The 15,494-nt window shown below is 67.8% G+C and carries 19 protein-coding genes; 12 read left to right on the forward strand and 7 right to left on the reverse strand.

The annotated features are described in order from the left end of the window. Positions 1–20: 20 nt before the first annotated feature. The 7 genes from flhA to GGR46_RS16875 all read right to left on the reverse strand — a co-directional run bounded on the left by flhA (position 21) and on the right by GGR46_RS16875 (position 5,425). Positions 21–2,102 (reverse strand): flagellar biosynthesis protein FlhA, encoded by a 2,082-nt coding sequence (flhA, locus tag GGR46_RS16845; RefSeq protein ID WP_343058218.1) that lies wholly within the window; start codon positions 2,100–2,102, stop codon positions 21–23. A 6-nt stretch (positions 2,103–2,108) separates the two neighbouring features. Further along, positions 2,109–2,993, reverse strand: coding sequence for a lytic transglycosylase domain-containing protein (locus GGR46_RS16850; RefSeq protein WP_183999190.1), 885 nt, complete (start codon positions 2,991–2,993; stop codon positions 2,109–2,111). Positions 2,994–3,078: 85 nt separating this feature from the next. Further along, complete coding sequence (locus GGR46_RS16855; protein ID WP_183999191.1) at positions 3,079–3,390, reverse strand: flagellar protein FlgN; 312 nt, start codon at positions 3,388–3,390, stop codon at positions 3,079–3,081. Further along, positions 3,377–3,670, reverse strand: a complete 294-nt coding sequence (locus GGR46_RS16860) for a flagellar biosynthesis anti-sigma factor FlgM (protein ID WP_183999192.1) — start codon at positions 3,668–3,670, stop codon at positions 3,377–3,379. Before GGR46_RS16860 ends, GGR46_RS16855 begins: the two co-directional genes overlap by 14 nt. A 68-nt stretch (positions 3,671–3,738) precedes the next feature. Continuing rightward, on the reverse strand, positions 3,739–4,269 hold the full coding sequence (locus GGR46_RS16865; protein ID WP_183999193.1) for a flagella basal body P-ring formation protein FlgA: 531 nt from the start codon (positions 4,267–4,269) through the stop codon (positions 3,739–3,741). After that, positions 4,266–4,766: a flagellar motor protein MotB gene (locus tag GGR46_RS16870; protein ID WP_343058219.1), complete on the reverse strand. Its 501-nt coding sequence runs from the start codon at positions 4,764–4,766 to the stop codon at positions 4,266–4,268. The genes GGR46_RS16865 and GGR46_RS16870 overlap by 4 nt, the downstream gene beginning before the upstream one ends. Beyond that, the gene (locus GGR46_RS16875; protein WP_184000069.1) at positions 4,763–5,425 is read right to left on the reverse strand and encodes a MotA/TolQ/ExbB proton channel family protein; all 663 of its coding nucleotides are present in this window, start codon (positions 5,423–5,425) and stop codon (positions 4,763–4,765) included. Before GGR46_RS16875 ends, GGR46_RS16870 begins: the two co-directional genes overlap by 4 nt. A 216-nt stretch (positions 5,426–5,641) precedes the next feature. Between GGR46_RS16875 and flgB the strand changes: the two genes are divergently transcribed. The 12 genes from flgB to motA all read left to right on the forward strand — a co-directional run bounded on the left by flgB (position 5,642) and on the right by motA (position 15,494). Continuing rightward, complete coding sequence (flgB, locus tag GGR46_RS16880) at positions 5,642–5,995, forward strand: flagellar basal body rod protein FlgB (protein ID WP_183999194.1); 354 nt, start codon at positions 5,642–5,644, stop codon at positions 5,993–5,995. Between the two features lie 3 nt (positions 5,996–5,998). Beyond that, positions 5,999–6,409 carry a flagellar basal body rod protein FlgC gene (gene flgC, locus GGR46_RS16885; RefSeq protein ID WP_183999195.1) on the forward strand — a complete coding sequence of 137 codons (411 nt, stop codon included), beginning with the start codon at positions 5,999–6,001 and terminating at the stop codon, positions 6,407–6,409. 2 nt (positions 6,410–6,411) lie between these two features. Beyond that, positions 6,412–7,119: a flagellar hook assembly protein FlgD gene (locus GGR46_RS16890; protein WP_183999196.1), complete on the forward strand. Its 708-nt coding sequence runs from the start codon at positions 6,412–6,414 to the stop codon at positions 7,117–7,119. Between the two features lie 27 nt (positions 7,120–7,146). Beyond that, the gene (locus GGR46_RS16895; protein WP_183999197.1) at positions 7,147–8,454 is read left to right on the forward strand and encodes a flagellar hook protein FlgE; all 1,308 of its coding nucleotides are present in this window, start codon (positions 7,147–7,149) and stop codon (positions 8,452–8,454) included. 26 nt (positions 8,455–8,480) lie between these two features. After that, positions 8,481–9,224: a flagellar basal-body rod protein FlgF gene (gene flgF, locus GGR46_RS16900; protein WP_183999198.1), complete on the forward strand. Its 744-nt coding sequence runs from the start codon at positions 8,481–8,483 to the stop codon at positions 9,222–9,224. Positions 9,225–9,239: 15 nt separating this feature from the next. Next, positions 9,240–10,028, forward strand: a complete 789-nt coding sequence (gene flgG / locus GGR46_RS16905; RefSeq protein ID WP_183999199.1) for a flagellar basal-body rod protein FlgG — start codon at positions 9,240–9,242, stop codon at positions 10,026–10,028. Between the two features lie 11 nt (positions 10,029–10,039). Beyond that, entirely contained in the window at positions 10,040–10,735 is a 696-nt protein-coding gene (locus tag GGR46_RS16910; protein WP_183999200.1) for a flagellar basal body L-ring protein FlgH, read from the forward strand. Between the two features lie 14 nt (positions 10,736–10,749). Continuing rightward, a complete protein-coding gene (locus tag GGR46_RS16915; protein ID WP_183999201.1) occupies positions 10,750–11,847 on the forward strand; it encodes a flagellar basal body P-ring protein FlgI in 1,098 nt (365 codons plus the stop codon). After that, positions 11,844–12,212: a rod-binding protein gene (locus GGR46_RS16920; RefSeq protein WP_183999202.1), complete on the forward strand. Its 369-nt coding sequence runs from the start codon at positions 11,844–11,846 to the stop codon at positions 12,210–12,212. Before GGR46_RS16915 ends, GGR46_RS16920 begins: the two co-directional genes overlap by 4 nt. Further along, positions 12,209–13,552: a flagellar hook-associated protein FlgK gene (flgK, locus tag GGR46_RS16925; protein WP_183999203.1), complete on the forward strand. Its 1,344-nt coding sequence runs from the start codon at positions 12,209–12,211 to the stop codon at positions 13,550–13,552. The genes GGR46_RS16920 and flgK overlap by 4 nt, the downstream gene beginning before the upstream one ends. A 6-nt stretch (positions 13,553–13,558) precedes the next feature. After that, a complete protein-coding gene (locus GGR46_RS16930; protein ID WP_183999204.1) occupies positions 13,559–14,458 on the forward strand; it encodes a flagellin N-terminal helical domain-containing protein in 900 nt (299 codons plus the stop codon). 172 nt (positions 14,459–14,630) lie between these two features. Further along, on the forward strand, positions 14,631–15,494 hold the full coding sequence (gene motA / locus GGR46_RS16935; protein ID WP_183999205.1) for a flagellar motor stator protein MotA: 864 nt from the start codon (positions 14,631–14,633) through the stop codon (positions 15,492–15,494).

The raw sequence follows: 15,494 nt of genomic DNA on the forward strand, positions 1-15,494 counted from the left end.
TTTCCCTGGGGTGAAAGCGTTCATGCGGGCAGCGCCTCGGGCGCGCCGATCACGGCGACGACTTCGACGGCCTTGTCCTCGGGCACTTCGAAGAAGCTCATCACGGGCGTGTCGGGCAGCACGTTCCGGACCAGCTTGCGGATCGCGACGCGGATCGACGGCTGGACGACGAGCGCGAAGGGCTTGGCCTCGGCGATCAGCGGCTGGGCGGCGCGCTGCAGCGCATCGGCGATGCGGCGGCCGAGATCGGGCTCGATCGTGTGGCGCTTCGACGGATCGGAGCGGACCGCCTGGCCGAGCAGCGCCTCGAGCTGCCCCTCCAGCGTCATCACCCGCAACGGCTCGCGCACGCCGCACAGCCGCTGGATGATCAGCGGGCCGAGATCGGGGCGGATCAGCTCCATGATCTCGTCGGCGTCGAGGGTCCGCTGGGCGGCGACCGCGATGGCGGCGGCGATGCGGCGGAATTCCTTGAGCGGGACGTTCTCGGCGAGCAGGCCGCGGAGGATCTGGGTGAGCGTGGTGAGCGGCACCGGCGACGGGCAGAGCGCGGCGACGAGCTGGGGCGATCGGTCCTTGAGCCCGTCGAGCAGCGACTGGACCTCGTCGGCGCCGAGCAGGTCGGACGCGTTCTGGATCAGGCACTGGTTGAGATGGGTGGCGACCACGGTGCCCGGATCGACGACGAGATAGCCGAGGCCGGTGGCGGCATCGGAATCGCCCTGGGCGATCCACAGCGCGTCGAGCCCGAAGGTCGGGTCCTTGACCGGCTTGCCCTGCAGGCGCCCGGCGGCCTGGCCGGTGTCGATCGCCAGCACTTCGTCGGGCGAGACATTGTCCTCGGCCATGACGACGCCGCCGATGACGATGCGATAGGTGAAGGGCGCCAGGTTGATGTCGTCGCGCACGCGCACCTGGGGCACGACGAAGCCGAGCTCCTTCGAGAGCTGGCGGCGTACGCCGGTGATGCGGCCCATCAGCGGCCCGCCGCGGCGCTCGTCGACCAGCGGGACGAGCCCGTAGCCGATGTCGAGCATCACCTGCATGTTGTCGGTGACTTCGTCCCAGCCGATCCGCGAGAGATCGACCGGCTCGGCGGGCGGCGCGGCGACGATCTTCGGGCGATTGGCGACCTTGCGCAGATGCCAGGCGGCGACGCCGGCGGCCGCGGCTGCGGGCAGCATCAGGAAATGCGGCATGCCGGGCACCAGGCCGAGCAGGCCGAGGATGACCGCGACCGGCGTCCAGGTCTTGTGGCTGGCGAACTGGGTGCCGATCTGGCCGGCAAGGTCGTCGCTCGACTTGACGCGGGTGACGATGGCGGCGGCGGCGATCGACAGCAGCAGCGCCGGCACCTGGGCGACCAGCGCGTCGCCGATGGCGAGCAGGATGTAAGCCGAGGCAGCTTCGCCCACCGCCATCTGGTGGCTGACCACGCCGAGGATCAGGCCGCCGATCACGTTGATCGCGAGGATCAGCAGGCCGGCGATCGCATCGCCCTTCACGAACTTGGACGAACCGTCCATCGCGCCGTAGAAATCGGCTTCGGTCGAGACCTCGACGCGTTTGGCGCGTGCCTCGTCCGGGGTGATCAGGCCGGCATTCAGGTCGGCGTCGATCGCCATCTGCTTGCCGGGCAAGGCATCGAGGGTGAAGCGCGCGCTGACTTCGGAGACGCGGCCCGCACCCTTGGTCACCACGATCATGTTGATGATCACGATGACCGCGAACACGACCAGGCCGACGACATAGTCGCCGCCGATCATGAAGGTGCCGAACGCCTCGATCACATGGCCGGCGGCGCTCTCGCCCTCATGGCCGTGGACCAGCACGACGCGCGTCGAGGCGACGTTGAGGCCGAGGCGGAACAGCGTGGCGAACAGCAGCACGGTGGGGAAGGCGGAGAAGTCGAGCGGCTTCTGCGCGTTCAGCGCCACCATCAGCACCGCGAGGCTGATCATGATGTTGAGGATGAAGAAGGCGTCGAGCAGGAAGGCCGGGATCGGCACCACCATCAGCGCGACGAGCAGCAGGATCGCGCCGGGCAGCGCGAAACTCTTCAGGGCAGGCGCCGTGCCTGCGGGAAGCGAGAGTGCAGACACTAGGGGTTACGCTCCCAGGTTCGCGAGCATGAGATAGGCGAGGCGGGCATTTTCCGGCGTCGGGCGCAGCGGATCGATGCGGCGGCCGAGCGGATCGCTGGGCGTGCCCTGCGATACGTTGAGCTGGGCGAGCGTGTTCTGCACCCAGTGGCGGTCGCTATCGACGGCACCGTTGCCGAGCACGACTTCGTTGTCGCCATCGGTGAAGGCGCGGGCGGCGGCATCGAAGCCGGCATCGAGCCCGTCGGAAGCAACGCCGGTGGCACCGCCCGCGGCGGCGCCCTTGTCGAGCTTGCCGGCAAAGCGGCTGTAGATCTCCGACAGTGTGCGCGGCTGGCCGTTCGAGGCGTAGAAGACGCCGCGATTGGCGCGCGCGGCGGCGGGGAACATGCTGGCGCCGGTGCGGCCGGGATTGTCGGCCATCGCGCTCAGGAACTTGTCGGCGCCGCCCAGGCCCAGGAAGTGCGCCATGTAGAGATCGGTGCCGGTGGCCGGGCGGCCCAGGCTGTCCTCGAGCGAGGCCTTGTTGTCGGCGGCATGTTCGGCGGCCATCAGCGACGCGGTCTGCGGATCGCTGCGCAGGTTGAGGATCGCGTTCCGCGCCGCGGGGTCGCTGACGACATAGCGGCCGGCGCTGTTCTGCTTGATGCTGTCGGCGGCCCAGCCCAGGCCATGCTCGGCGCCGTGCTGCTTGACCACGCCGAGCCAGCTTTGCTCGATGAACTGATAGAGGCCCGTGGCGGAGGAGGTGCCGGCGCGGGCATCGGCCTTCAACCCGCTCTCGACCTGTGCCTGGCCGAGCAGATAGTTGAAGTCGATGCCGGTCTTGCGGCTCGCCGTGGCGATCGCCGTCTGGACGCTTGCCTTGGAGTTGACCGAAGTGACGCTCATCTAGTCCTGATCCGGATTGCCCTTATTCGGGGCTATCGCAGCAAGGACCGTGCCAGTTCTGGTTAACGGAGGTTAGGTAGGGCTCTCAGGCGAGAGCGTAGCCTGCAGCCTTGTAGGAAGGCGCCTGCTGACCGGAAAGGATTTGCAGGCGGCGGCGAACATTTGCCGCCATCAGGTTCACATAGATGCGGCAGGTCTCGTTGAGCTTGTGCGCCTCGGCGGCGAGCTCGCGGATCTCGGCGCCGGGGGCCTCGCCGTCATGGAGCGCCACCGTGTCGATCGCGATCAGCTTCGCGCGGGTCGCCGCCTCGAGTGCCGCTACATCGCTCGCCTTCAGCGCCGCGATCTCGGCGTGGAGGCATTCGATCACCTGGATCAGTGCGTCACGACGGTTCACGGGACTTCCAATCGAGCTTGAAGGCGAGCAGCCGGTCGGCGATCGTCGAGGGCGAGAGCGGGAACTTGTTGTCCTGGATCGCCTTGCGGATGCGCGAGACGCGGTCGAGATCGACCGGCGGCCGGGCCGCCTGCTCTCCTGCGATCTCCGCCGCCGCGCTGCGCACCGCCGGGGTGTCGCTCGCGACCGGACGGACCGCGGCGACCTTGGCCGCCGGTTCAACGGGCACAGTGCGACGGTCGGTGACCGCGCCTGCCTTCGTGCCGATTGAGTCCACCATTGCCTGCAATCCTCGCTGTGCCTGCAGCCTATCAAACGGCCCGGCACGGCGAAACTTTACAGGAAAATTCAGCTGCCCTCGGCAAAGCCCGGCAGGCGGGCGCGGCCAGGCTCGATCGCGATCGCCTGGAGCGGCGGCTGCTTGTCGTCGACCTTGACGCTGATCCGGCCGCCCGGAGGGGCGTCGTTCATCGCGATGCCCTGGCGCGAGATCGAGAATCCCGGCGAGCCGGCCTCGACGGTGACGGCGTCGCCGCGCTTGATCACCGGCTCGGCCTTCACGACGGCGGCCGGGCGAACGACGACATTGGCAGGCATCGGCGCGGGCGCCGCGACGCGGGGCTTGGGCACCGCCGCGACGGGCACGAAGATCTTCCAGGCCGGCGCCATGCAGCGAACCACGACCGCGTCATGCGTGTCGTTGCGCCATTCGAGCTGGGGCGCGGCGCAGCTGGTAAGCTTGAGCCGCCGGTCGATCGGCGCGATCGCCCCGCCCTGCTCGCCGATCTCCTTGCCGGTGAACTGGGTGACGATGGTGTCGAGCGCCGCGACCGACTGGAAGTCCGAGGCGGTGAGGCTGAGTGCGAGTGCGAGGATCATGGCCGGTCTCCTTCGAAGCCGAGCGTGAGGACGGCGCGGCGCTGGCCGCGGCCGGTGGAAAGGATGATGCGCGACGGGTCGATCGCATGTTGCTGGATCAGCAGCGCGGCGACAGCGCGGGCGCGGTCGGCGGCAAGGATCGGGCCGCTGCCGGTTGCCGCATCGACATCGGTCGCCGATCCGTCGACTTCACCGGTGATGCGCAGGCGGGTGCGCGGGTCGCGCGCGGCGGTGCGTGCCCATTCCAGTGCCGAAGCTGTGTCGGCCGGAACGGCAGATCCGGGCGCGAAGCCGGTGGCGGTGGCGATGTCGACCGGCATCGGCGCCGGCGTCGTCTCGCTCGCGCCGAAGCCGGCGCGGATGCCCGCGGCGAGCTTGGCCGGATCGACCTGGTTGGCCTGGAGGAAGACGAAGAAGCCGACGAGCAGCAATGACAGGTCGGCCAGGGTCATCAGCCAGGGCGCTCGCGCGCGTTCGTCCTCGTCGAACACGGTCACGCCGCGATCTCCTTGATCCGGCCGGTGCCCGGCTCGATGCTCGCCAGCAGCGCGAGCGCCGGCTGGAGGCGGAGGCGCTCCTGGGCCTCGTGCCGGGCGCGGCGCTTCAGCCTTGTGGCGAGCGGCAGCAGCGCGAGATTGGCGAGCAGCGCGCCGTAAAGGGTCGCGAGCAGGGCGACGGCCATTGCGCCGCCGATCGCCTGGGGATCCTTCATCGCGGCGAACATGCCGACCAGCCCGATCAACGTGCCGACCATACCCATGGCCGGGGCCAGCTCGGCCGCGCCGGACCAGACTTCCCAGCCGCCGCGGTGCCGTTCGAACCGCGCGCAGCGGCGCTGCTCGAGCAGGGTCTCGACCTGGCCTGGATTGGCGCCATCGACGATCGCGGCGACCGCGGCGGCGATGTCGGGGTCCTCGATCTTCGAGCGATCGAGCGCGATCACGCCGTGGCGGCGCGCGATCCGGCCGAGCGCCGAGACCTGCGAGAGCAGGGGCTCCACGTCGAAGCGGTTGCGCGGCAGCTGGCCCAGCGCCGCGACGCCGCGCGCGAGGTCGCCCGAGGCGTTGCGCAGCACGGTGCCCGCGACCACGCCCCCGCCGACAATGGCGAGCGCGAGCGGATCGAGGAAGGTCCCGAGGGCAGGAAGCACATTCATATCCATGCCCGTGTGGGTGCAAGAGGCGGGCCAATTGCCTCTCCCTCGGCACGCGGCAATCCGGCCCCGAAAACCCGGCAACCGGCTGCCGACACACCGGCAAAAACCTGCCGCACCTTGCCGCTCCCGAGGGCAAAGGTGGATTTTTCGCCCTCTCGGTCAAATTGGCACGGCGGTTGCAGAGAGCCCGGCGAACTTTTGTGCGGGAGACGTGCAATGCCCAATGACAACCTCTTCGGCGTACATGGCACCGCGCTTGCCGTGCGCTCGCAGCGCATGGGCATGCTGGCGTCGAACATCGCGAATGCCTCGACCCCTGGCTACAAGGCCAAGGACGTCGACTTCCGCGCGGCGCTCAACAGCGCGACCAGCGCCGGCGGCTCGATCGACGGCGCGATCGACGCCAACACGCTCTACCGCGTGCCGCTCCAGCCCTCGGCCGACGGCAACACCGTCGAGCTGACCACCGAGCAGACCGCCTTCGCCGAGAACGCCGTCGCCTATCAGACGACGCTGTCGTTCCTGAACGGCCGCATCAACCAGATCACGCGCGCGCTGAAGGGAGAGTAAGAGATGGGCGACCAGCCGCTTTCGATCTTCCAGGTCTCCGGCCGCGCGATGAGCGCGCAGCTGGTGCGGATGAACACCACCGCGTCGAACCTCGCCAATGTCGGCACGGTCTCGTCGAGCGCGGACACCGCCTATCGCACGATCAAGCCGGTGTTCCGCACCGCCTTCGACCAGGCGAGCGGCATGTCGACCGTCGATGTCGAGCAGGTCGTCACCGCCGGCTCCGAGCCGACCAAGCACTATGATCCGGGCAACCCGATGGCCGACAAGGACGGCAATGTCTGGGAGGCCGCCGTGGACGAGACCCGGGAGCTGGTCGACATGATGGAGACCGCCCGGAACTACCAGAACAACGTCGAAGTGATGCAGACTGCCAAGCAGCTCATCGTCGACACCCTCAAGCTGGGCCGCTGACCATGAGCGATTTCGATACCACCCTCACCAACCTGGGCATTCCCCGGTACAACACCTCGAGCACGACGAGCGGCACCACGCTCGACACCAAGGACACCTCGCGCCTCGGCAAGACCGACATGGGGGTCTCCGACTTCCTCGCGCTGATGACCGCGCAGCTGAAGAACCAGGATCCGTTCCAGCCGGTCGACAACAGCCAGATGGTCGCCCAGATGGCGCAGTTCTCCTCGCTCTCCGGCATCACCGAGATGAGCTCGACGCTGAAGACGATCGCCAGCCAGCTGAGCGGCGGGTCGCTCAACGACGCCATCGGTTATGTCGGCAAGAACGTGCTCGTCCAGGGCAGCACCGCCTATCCGCGCACCACCGGCGGCCTCGCCGGCGCCGTCGCGCTGGAGAAGGACGCGACCAACGTCACCGTCACCATCAAGGACAAGGACGGCAACACGCTCAAGACCATCGAGATGGGCAAGGAGACCAAGGGCGCGGTCGCCTGGGATTGGGACGGCAAGACCGATGACGGCAAGGACGCCGGCGAAGGCCCGTTCAACGTCAGCGTCACCGCCACCGACGGCACCGGCAACGTCAAGGCCTATCCGCTGGTCTGGGCGCCGGTCACCGCCGTCTCGATGGGATCCGACGGCAAGCCCGTCCTCACGCTTCCGGGCATCGGCAACGTGTCCACCGACGCCATCTGGCAGGTCGGCTGAACCAGTTTTTCCAAGGAGTAACGGAAAATGTCCTTCTTCACCTCGCTCTCGGGCCTGCAGGCAGCGCAGACCGACATGTCGACCATCTCGCACAATCTCGCGAACGTGCAGACCAACGGCTTCAAGAAGAGCACGACCCAGTTCGCTGACGTCATCGCGTCGACCGCGAACATGAACCCCAGCCAGATGGTCGGCTCGGGCGTGGTCGTGAAGGCGGTGCGCCAGCAGTTCGGCCAGGGTGGCTTCACCCAGAGCTCGTCGGCGCTCGACGTCGCGATCTCGGGCGACGGCTTCTTCATCGTCAAGGGCGACGAGAAGAGCGGTAACGGGGTGGCCTATACCCGCAACGGCAGCTTCCAGGTCGATGCCGATCGCTATGTGGTCGATGCCCAGGGCAACAAGCTGCAGGTCTATCCGGTCGACGGCTCGGGCGCGGTGGTCGCGACCGGCCTTTCCTCGACCGTCAGCCTGCGCCTGCCGCAGACCAGCGGCACGCCCCAGGCGACCGAGAACGTCAAGCTGGGCCTCAATCTCAATGCCGGCTCGCCGATCCCCTCGGATAATCCGAAGTTCGACGATACCGAGTACAAGTTCGACCGTTTCGATCCGACCACCTACAACCAGTCGGTCCAGACCACGGTCTATGACGCGAACGGCAACGCGCTGACGCTGACCAACTATTTCGTCCGCGAGACCAAGCCGAGCGACACCGACGCGACCAGCAGCTGGAAGGTCTATTCCTTCGTGGGCGACCAGCAGCTCAATGCTGGTGACGATCCCGCGACGATGAAGCAGTTCGAGCTGAAGTTCGACAGCACCGGCAAGCTCTCCGAGCCGACCACGCCGATCACCTTCATGGGCTTCCTCGCCCCGGGCGCGACCTCGGAGCAGGTGCTCAAGCTCGACCTGACCGCCGGCACCACCCAGGTCAGCTCGCCGTTCAGCCTCAACTCGACCAAGCAGGACGGCTCGCCCGTCGGCCAGATCGAAGGCGTGACGATCGGCGACGACGGCACGGTGACCGCGAGCTTCTCGAACGGCGACACCCAGGCGCTGGGCAAGGTCGTGCTGGCCAGCTTCACCAACAATGCTGGCCTGCGCCAGCTCGGCAACTCGACCTGGGCCGCCACCGGTTTCTCGGGCGATGCGCGCCTCGGCGAGCCGGGCACCAACGGCTTTGGCGGCCTGATGTCGGGCGCGATCGAGCGCTCGAACGTCGACATCACCGAAGAGCTGGTCAACCTGATCGCGGCACAGCGCAACTTCCAGGCGAATGCCAAGGCGCTCGATACCGCCAGTCAGATGTCCCAGACGATTTTCAACATCCGCAGCTGATCGGGTCGGCTGAGGAGGAGTAGAATATGGACCGGCTTGTCTACACTGCGATGTCGGGGCTTCGGAGCCAGATGTCGGCGCAGGCGACGATCGCGAACAACATCGCGAACGCCTCGACGATCGGCTTCCGCGGCGAGCGCGTCAGCTTCGACCGGCTGGTCCTCCAGGGTACGGGCCTGGATTCGCGTCAGATGGCCTCGGAGGAAGTCAACGACTTCGACCGGACCAAGGGCACGATGATCCAGACCGGCAACCCGCTCGACGTCGCGGTGAACGGCGATGCCTGGATGGCAGTCCAGGCGACCGACGGCACCGAAGCCTATACGAGGCGCGGCGATCTGCGGATCGCGCCCTCGGGCGTGCTGGAAACCGGCGACGGTTTCCCGGTGATGGGGTCGGGGGGCCCCATCACCGTGCCGCCCGCCGACAAGGTATCGATCTCCGAGGACGGCACCGTCTCGATCGTGCCGCGCGGCGGCGATCCGACGCAGCCGCAGGAAGTCGGCAAGATCAAGCTGGTCAGCACCGACGGCACGCAGACCGCCAAGGGGCTGGACAATCTTCTCCATGTGAAGGGCGGCGGCGTGCTGCCCGAGGACATGGACGCGAAAGTGACTTCCGGTTCGCTCGAGCAATCGAACGTGAACCTCACGGCGGCGCTGGTCGACATGATCGAGAACCAGCGCGCCTACGAAGTGCAGGCCAACCTGCTCAAGGAAGCCAAGAACATGGACGAGAGCACCGCATCGCTGATGCGGATGCCGTCCTGATAGGGAGTAAGACCGATGGGTTCGGCAGCATTGCACATCGCGCGCACGGGTCTCGACGCCCAGGATACGCGCATGCGGGTCATCTCGAACAACCTCGCGAACGTGAACACCACCGCGTTCAAGAAGGATCGGGCCAGCTTCGAAACGCTCGCCTATCAGGTGATCACCGCCCCCGGCGCCGCCTCGACCGCGGAAACCAAATACGCGACCGGCCTCAACCTCGGCACCGGCGTGCGCACCCAGGGCACCCAGCGCATCGAGACCCAGGGCTCGCTGCAGACCACGGGCAACGGCCTCGACATGGCGATCGACGGCAATGGCTATTTCCAGATCCAGCTGCCCGGCGGCGGCTTGGGCTATACCCGCGCGGGCAATTTCTCGCGCTCGCCGGAGGGCCAGCTGGTTACCTCCGAGGGCTATCAGGTGATGCCCGGCGTCAACATCCCGGAGGGGGCGATCTCGGTCACCGTCGGCAGCGACGGCACCGTCTCGGCGCAGATGCCGAACCAGACCGACCTCACCCAGATCGGCCAGGTCCAGGTGGCGAGCTTCCCCAATCCGGCGGGGCTCCAGGCGGTCGGCGACAATTATCTGATCGAGACGCCGGCCAGCGGCAGCGTCGCGCTCGGCAATGCCGGCATCGATGGCCGCGGCACGATCCGCCAGGGCATGCTCGAAGGCTCGAACGTCAACGTCGTCGAGGAGCTGGTCGACATGATCGAGACCCAGCGCGCCTATGAGGTGAACTCGAAGATGATCTCGGCGACCGACGAGATGCTCAAATACGTCAACCAGAACATCTGAGGCGGCGGATCATGAAGCATCTCCATCACATCGCCGCGACCGCATTGGTGGCTGCCGGGCTCGCCTTCACCGCGACGCCGGCCCAGGCGCAGTTCCTCGGCATCGGCAAGAAGAAGCCCAAGGAGGATTTCTCCGCGACGATGCCCGCGCCGGTTTCGGCGCAGCCGCCGGCCAATGGCAGCATCTTCCAGGTGAACGACGGCTATGCCGCCCTCTACGAGGGCCAGCGTGCCCGTCGTGTCGGCGATCCGCTCACCATCCTGCTCGTCGAGAAGACTGCGGCGTCCAAGTCGGCTGGCACCAAGCTCGACAGCGGGGGCGGCTTCGGCCTGACTCCGCCGAGCACCGGCGCACTGTCGCTGTTCAAGGAGAGCGATGCCAGCATCAGCGGCAAGCGCAACTTCAACGGCACCGGCGCCGCCGACCAGGCCAATGCGCTGTCGGGCGAAGTCAGCGTCACCGTCGCCGCGGTCTATCCCAACGGCACGATGCTGGTGCAGGGCCAGAAGCGCGTGACGCTCAACCGGGGCGACGAGTTCGTCCAGATCAAGGGCATCGTGCGCACCGCCGACATCGACGCGAACAACCGCGTGCTGTCGACCCGCGTCGCCGATGCCCGCATCGCCTATACCGGCAAGGGCGATGTCGCCCGCGCCAGCCGCCAGGGCTGGCTGAGCCGGTTCTTCTCCGTGATCAGCCCCTTCTAAGCCGGAGCAGACCGATGATCCGCCGCTTCCTCGCGCTCGCCGCCCTCGCCCTCGCCGCCACTGCGCCGGCGCACGCCCAGCGCGTGAAGGACCTGGGCGGGTTCCAGGGCATCCGCACCAACCAGCTCACCGGGTACGGCGTCGTCGTCGGCCTGCCGGGCACGGGCGACGACAATCTGGAATATACCGTCCAGTCGATGAAGGGGGTCACCTCGCGCTTCGGCCTGCAGCTGCCCCAGGGTGTGGCGCCGGGCCTGAAGAATGCCGCGGTGGTGATGATCACCGCCGAGCTGCCCGCCTTCGCCAAGCCGGGCCAGAAGCTCGACATCACCGTCTCGTCGATGGGCAAGGCCAAGTCGCTGCGCGGCGGCACGCTGATCCTCACCCCGCTCCAGGGCGCCGACGGGCAGATCTATGCGATGGCGCAGGGCAACCTCGCCGTGGGTGGTCTCGGTGCCGAGGGTGCCGATGGCTCCAAGATCGTCGTCAACACGCCGAGCTCGGGCCGCATTCCGGAAGGCGCCACCGTCGAGCGCACGGTCGATACCGGCTTCGACAAGTCGCCCTTCGTCACCTTCAACCTCGCCCGCGCCGACTTCACCACGGCGCAGCGCGTGCAGGACGCGATCAACCTGCGCTTCGGACCCGGCCGCGCCCGCGCGATCGACGGCGTGTCGATCGCCATCCAGGCGCCCGAAGGCCGCGACGTCCGTGCCGAGCTGATGAGCGAAGTCGAGAACCTGCCGGTCGAAGCCGCCGAGGCGGCCGCCCGGGTGATCGTCAACGCGCGCACCGGCACCGTCGTGATCAACTCGGCCGTCCGGGTCAGCCCCGCCGCGGTAACCCATGGCAAGCTGACCGTTCGTATCGATGAGAACCAGCGCACCAGCCAGCCCGCGCCGTTCAGCAAGGGCGAGACCCGTACCGAGCAGCACAGCACGGTGGGCGTCGAGGAGGAAAAGCACCCCATGTTCCTGATGGAGCCGGGGCCCAAGCTCGCCGACGTCGTCAAGGCGGTGAACGCGATCGGCGCGTCGCCGGCGGACCTCGTCGCCATCCTCGAGGCGCTCAAGGAAGCCGGTGCGCTCAAGGCGGAGCTGATCATCCTGTGAGCAACATCCTCGCCCCCATCGGCAGCACGTCGGGCGGTGTCTCGACCGACACGTCGCGCCTCGCGTCCAAGGAGAATCTCGAAGCCGCCGGCCAGCGCTTCGAGGCCGTCTTCACCGGCATGATGCTCAAGTCGATGCGCCAGGCCAAGCTCGGCGACGGGCTGTTCGACAGCAAGGGCGAGGACCAGTTCCGCGACATGCAGGACCAGCAGCTCGCCCAGAACATGGCCGTGCACGCCCCGATCGGCATCGGCAAGGCGATGACCGCCTTCCTGGCCAAGGGCATGAAGACCGAGACCGCGGCCCAGCCGGCCGCCGCACCGGCCGCGCCCGAGGCCGCCAGCACCGGAGGTGCCGTCAAATGACCGACCTGCTTTCGATCGGCGCCAGCGGCGCGCGGGCCTATCAGTCGGCGCTCGCCACGACGTCGGACAATATCGCCAATGCCGCGACCGTCGGCTATTCGCGCCGCGTCGCCACGGTGCGCGAAGTCGTCGCGACCGGCGGCAATACCAGCGCGATCAGTTCGGGCCTGGGTGCCAATGTCGGCGGTGTCACCCGCGCGGCCGATGCGTTCCGCGCGACCGAAGTGCGCACCGCCAGCTCGGACCTCGCCCGCACGCTCGCCGGCGCTGCCTGGCTCGGGCGGATCGATTCGGGCCTGACCCAGAACAAGCTGGGCGACCAGCTCACCGCCTTCTTCACCTCGGCAAAGGCCGTCGCGGCGGATCCTACGGCGCTGCCCGCGCGCGCGACGATGCTCGAGAACGCTTCCAGCGTCGCCGCCGCCTTCGGCGCGACCGGCAAGGCGCTCGACGGTGCGATGGCCGATCTCAAGGCCTCGGCCGAGACCGGGGTGACCCAGCTCAACAACCTGTCCGCCAGCCTCGCCAAGGTGAATGCCGGCCTCGCCCGCGCCACCGACGGCACGGCCGGCCAGGCGGCGTTGCTCGACCAGCGCGACCAGATGCTTGAGCAGATGAGCGCGCTGACCGACGTGACGGTCAGCTTCGACACTTATGGCCGCGCCACCGTCCAGGCCGGCAACAGCGCGGGCCCGACCCTGGTTGAAGGCGCCCAGTCGGCGATCGTCTCGCAGGTCAGCAACGACGAAGGGACCTTCTCCTTCTCGGTGAAGCAGGCCAGCGGCGCGGTGCAGACCATGGCGCCGAACGGCGGCGCGCTCGCCGGCATCGCCGAGAGCGGCAGCCGCATCGCAGCGGCGCGCGACCAGATCAGCCAGATGGCGCAGAGCTTCGCCGAGGGCGTCAACGCGGTCCAGGCCGCCGGCGCCGATCTCCAGGGCAATGCCGGCCAGCCGGTCTTCTCGGTCGGCGATCCGGCGTACAACCTCACCGTCGTGATGACCGATCCGCGCGGCATCGCCGCGGCGGCACCGGGCGGCGGCACGCGCGACAACAGCAACCTCGCTGGCTTCGACACGCTGCGCACCAGCGGCAATTACGAGCAGCAGGTGACCGATCTCACCGCTGCCAACGGCGCGGCGCTCTCGGGCCGCAACAGCGTGGCCGATGCGCAGACCTCGATCCGCGATTCCGCGGTGTCGGCGCGCGATTCGGTGAGCGGCGTCAACATCGACGAGGAGGCGGTCGATCTGATGCGCTTCCAGCAGGCCTATCAGGCATCGACCCGCGTGATCCAGGTCGCGCGCGAGACGCTGCAATCCATCCTCGACATCAGGTAACAGACCATGCGCATCGCCACTTCGCAGATGTACAGCCGCCCGACGTCGCTGATGACTCAGCTGACCGCCGCGGCCGACAAGACGCAGACCCAGATTGCCACCACCAAGCTGGGGATCACCGCGGCTACCGACGCCGCGGCCTATATCAAGCTGCAGCAGATCGCGCGCGCAACCACCGGCGATGCGACCTACAAGTCGAACATCACCATCGCGCAGGGCGTGAACGCCCAGACCGACCAGACGCTGGAGAGCGTCGAGACCCAGATGCAGCGCGCGCTCGAGCTCGCCACCCGCGCCAAGAGCGACACGCTGTCCGATTCGGACCGCGCCTCGATCGGCAAGGAGCTGGACTCGATCCGCGACACGCTGTTCGCGCTCGCCAATACCAAGGACGATATCCGCGGCCAGCCGCTGTTCGGCGGCGCCACCGGCGACACCGCCTATGTGAAGAACGCCGACGGCTCGATCAGCTTCGCCGGCACCGGCGAGCCTTCGGCCATCCCGATCGGCGACGGCGAGAGCGTGCAGCCGACGATCAGCGGCGAGCGGGTGTTCAGCCCCGCCGGTGCCGACATGTTCGCGATCCTCGGCTCGCTGTCGGACGCGCTCAAGTCGGGCACGAACGTGCAGGCGGCGGGCGCCGCGGCGCTCGACGGGATCAACGCCTCGCTCGACACGGTGGCGCTCGCCCGCGCATCGGTCGGTGCGCGGGGCGCCCGGCTCGATCTGCAGGCCGACCGGCTGACCGAAGTCGCCGAGACCCGCGAGACGACGCGCTCGGGCATCGAGGATACCGATATCCCGACGGCGGTCGCCAATCTGCAGAAGACGCTCACCGTGCTGCAGGCGACCCAGGCCAGCTTCTCCAAGCTGACCAGCGTCTCGCTGTTCGACTACCTCAAATAAGCGCCGCACGGCCGCGAACGCCCGCGGATCGGCGCCGCTAGAAGCCGCGCGTCGAAAATCCAAGCGAAACAGCGAAATAATTCGGCTTGGTAACGAATTAACCATGTTTTTCCGCTGAATATCACGGCGAAACGGTCGTTAACCGAGACGACAAATCGGGGGGTTCGCGCACATGTTTCCGGCAATCGGCCTCGTCATCCTGCTGGTGATGGTCTTCGGTGGTTTCGCGATCACCGGCGGCGCGCTCGGCCCCGTGCTCGAAGCGATCCCGCACGAGATGCTCATCATCGGCGGCGCCGCGATCGGCGCGCTGGTCATCGGCAATTCGATGAAGGAGCTGAAGGCGCTCGGCGGCGGCTTGATGAAGGTCCTGAAGGGCCCGAAATACAAGAAGCAGGACTATCTCGACACGATCTTCCTGGTCTCCAAGCTGATGAAGATGCTGCGGACCGAGGGGCCGATCGCGCTCGAGCCGCATGTCGAGGATCCCAAGTCCTCCGCGATCTTCGCGGAGTATCCGCGCCTGCTCGCCGATCACACGCTGATCAACCTGATCACCGACACGCTGCGCCTCGTCGTCGTCTCGTCGGGCACGCTCGACGTGCACGCGGTCGAGGAGGTGATGGACAACTCGATCAAGACCCACCACCACGAGGTGCAGGGCCCGCAGACCACACTCCAGTCGCTCGGCGATGCGCTACCGGCGCTCGGCATCGTCGCCGCCGTGCTCGGCGTGGTGAAGACGATGGGCTCGATCGACAAGCCGCCGAGCATCCTCGGCGCGATGATCGGATCGGCGCTGGTCGGCACCTTCATGGGCGTGCTGCTGGCATACGGCATCGTCGCCCCGCTTGCCGGCCGGCTGCAGCAGGTGATCGATGCCGATTCGGCGATCTATCACGTGGTGAAGCAGATCATCATCGCCTCGCTCCACGGCCATCCGCAGCCGCTGGTGATCGAGGCGGCGCGCTCCAGCATCGCGCACGCCAACCAGCCGGGCTTCGGCGAAGTGTTCGACGGGCTGCGCGGTCGCTGA

The sequence above is a fragment of the Sphingomonas kyeonggiensis genome, from assembly GCF_014196745.1.
Lineage (GTDB): Bacteria > Pseudomonadota > Alphaproteobacteria > Sphingomonadales > Sphingomonadaceae > Sphingomonas > Sphingomonas kyeonggiensis.

Excerpts from the sequence above, each read along its gene's own strand:
- GGR46_RS16850 (WP_183999190.1), bottom strand. The coding sequence starts at position 2,993 with ATGAGCGTCACTTCGGTCAACTCCAAGGCAAGCGTCCAGACGGCGATC.
- GGR46_RS16860 (WP_183999192.1), bottom strand. The coding sequence starts at position 3,670 with ATGGTGGACTCAATCGGCACGAAGGCAGGCGCGGTCACCGACCGTCGC.
- GGR46_RS16865 (WP_183999193.1), bottom strand. The coding sequence starts at position 4,269 with ATGATCCTCGCACTCGCACTCAGCCTCACCGCCTCGGACTTCCAGTCG.
- GGR46_RS16875 (WP_184000069.1), bottom strand. The coding sequence starts at position 5,425 with ATGAATGTGCTTCCTGCCCTCGGGACCTTCCTCGATCCGCTCGCGCTC.
- flgB (WP_183999194.1), top strand. The coding sequence starts at position 5,642 with ATGCCCAATGACAACCTCTTCGGCGTACATGGCACCGCGCTTGCCGTG.
- flgC (WP_183999195.1), top strand. The coding sequence starts at position 5,999 with ATGGGCGACCAGCCGCTTTCGATCTTCCAGGTCTCCGGCCGCGCGATG.
- GGR46_RS16890 (WP_183999196.1), top strand. The coding sequence starts at position 6,412 with ATGAGCGATTTCGATACCACCCTCACCAACCTGGGCATTCCCCGGTAC.
- GGR46_RS16895 (WP_183999197.1), top strand. The coding sequence starts at position 7,147 with ATGTCCTTCTTCACCTCGCTCTCGGGCCTGCAGGCAGCGCAGACCGAC.
- flgF (WP_183999198.1), top strand. The coding sequence starts at position 8,481 with ATGGACCGGCTTGTCTACACTGCGATGTCGGGGCTTCGGAGCCAGATG.
- flgG (WP_183999199.1), top strand. The coding sequence starts at position 9,240 with ATGGGTTCGGCAGCATTGCACATCGCGCGCACGGGTCTCGACGCCCAG.
- GGR46_RS16910 (WP_183999200.1), top strand. The coding sequence starts at position 10,040 with ATGAAGCATCTCCATCACATCGCCGCGACCGCATTGGTGGCTGCCGGG.
- GGR46_RS16915 (WP_183999201.1), top strand. The coding sequence starts at position 10,750 with ATGATCCGCCGCTTCCTCGCGCTCGCCGCCCTCGCCCTCGCCGCCACT.
- flgK (WP_183999203.1), top strand. The coding sequence starts at position 12,209 with ATGACCGACCTGCTTTCGATCGGCGCCAGCGGCGCGCGGGCCTATCAG.
- GGR46_RS16930 (WP_183999204.1), top strand. The coding sequence starts at position 13,559 with ATGCGCATCGCCACTTCGCAGATGTACAGCCGCCCGACGTCGCTGATG.
- motA (WP_183999205.1), top strand. The coding sequence starts at position 14,631 with ATGTTTCCGGCAATCGGCCTCGTCATCCTGCTGGTGATGGTCTTCGGT.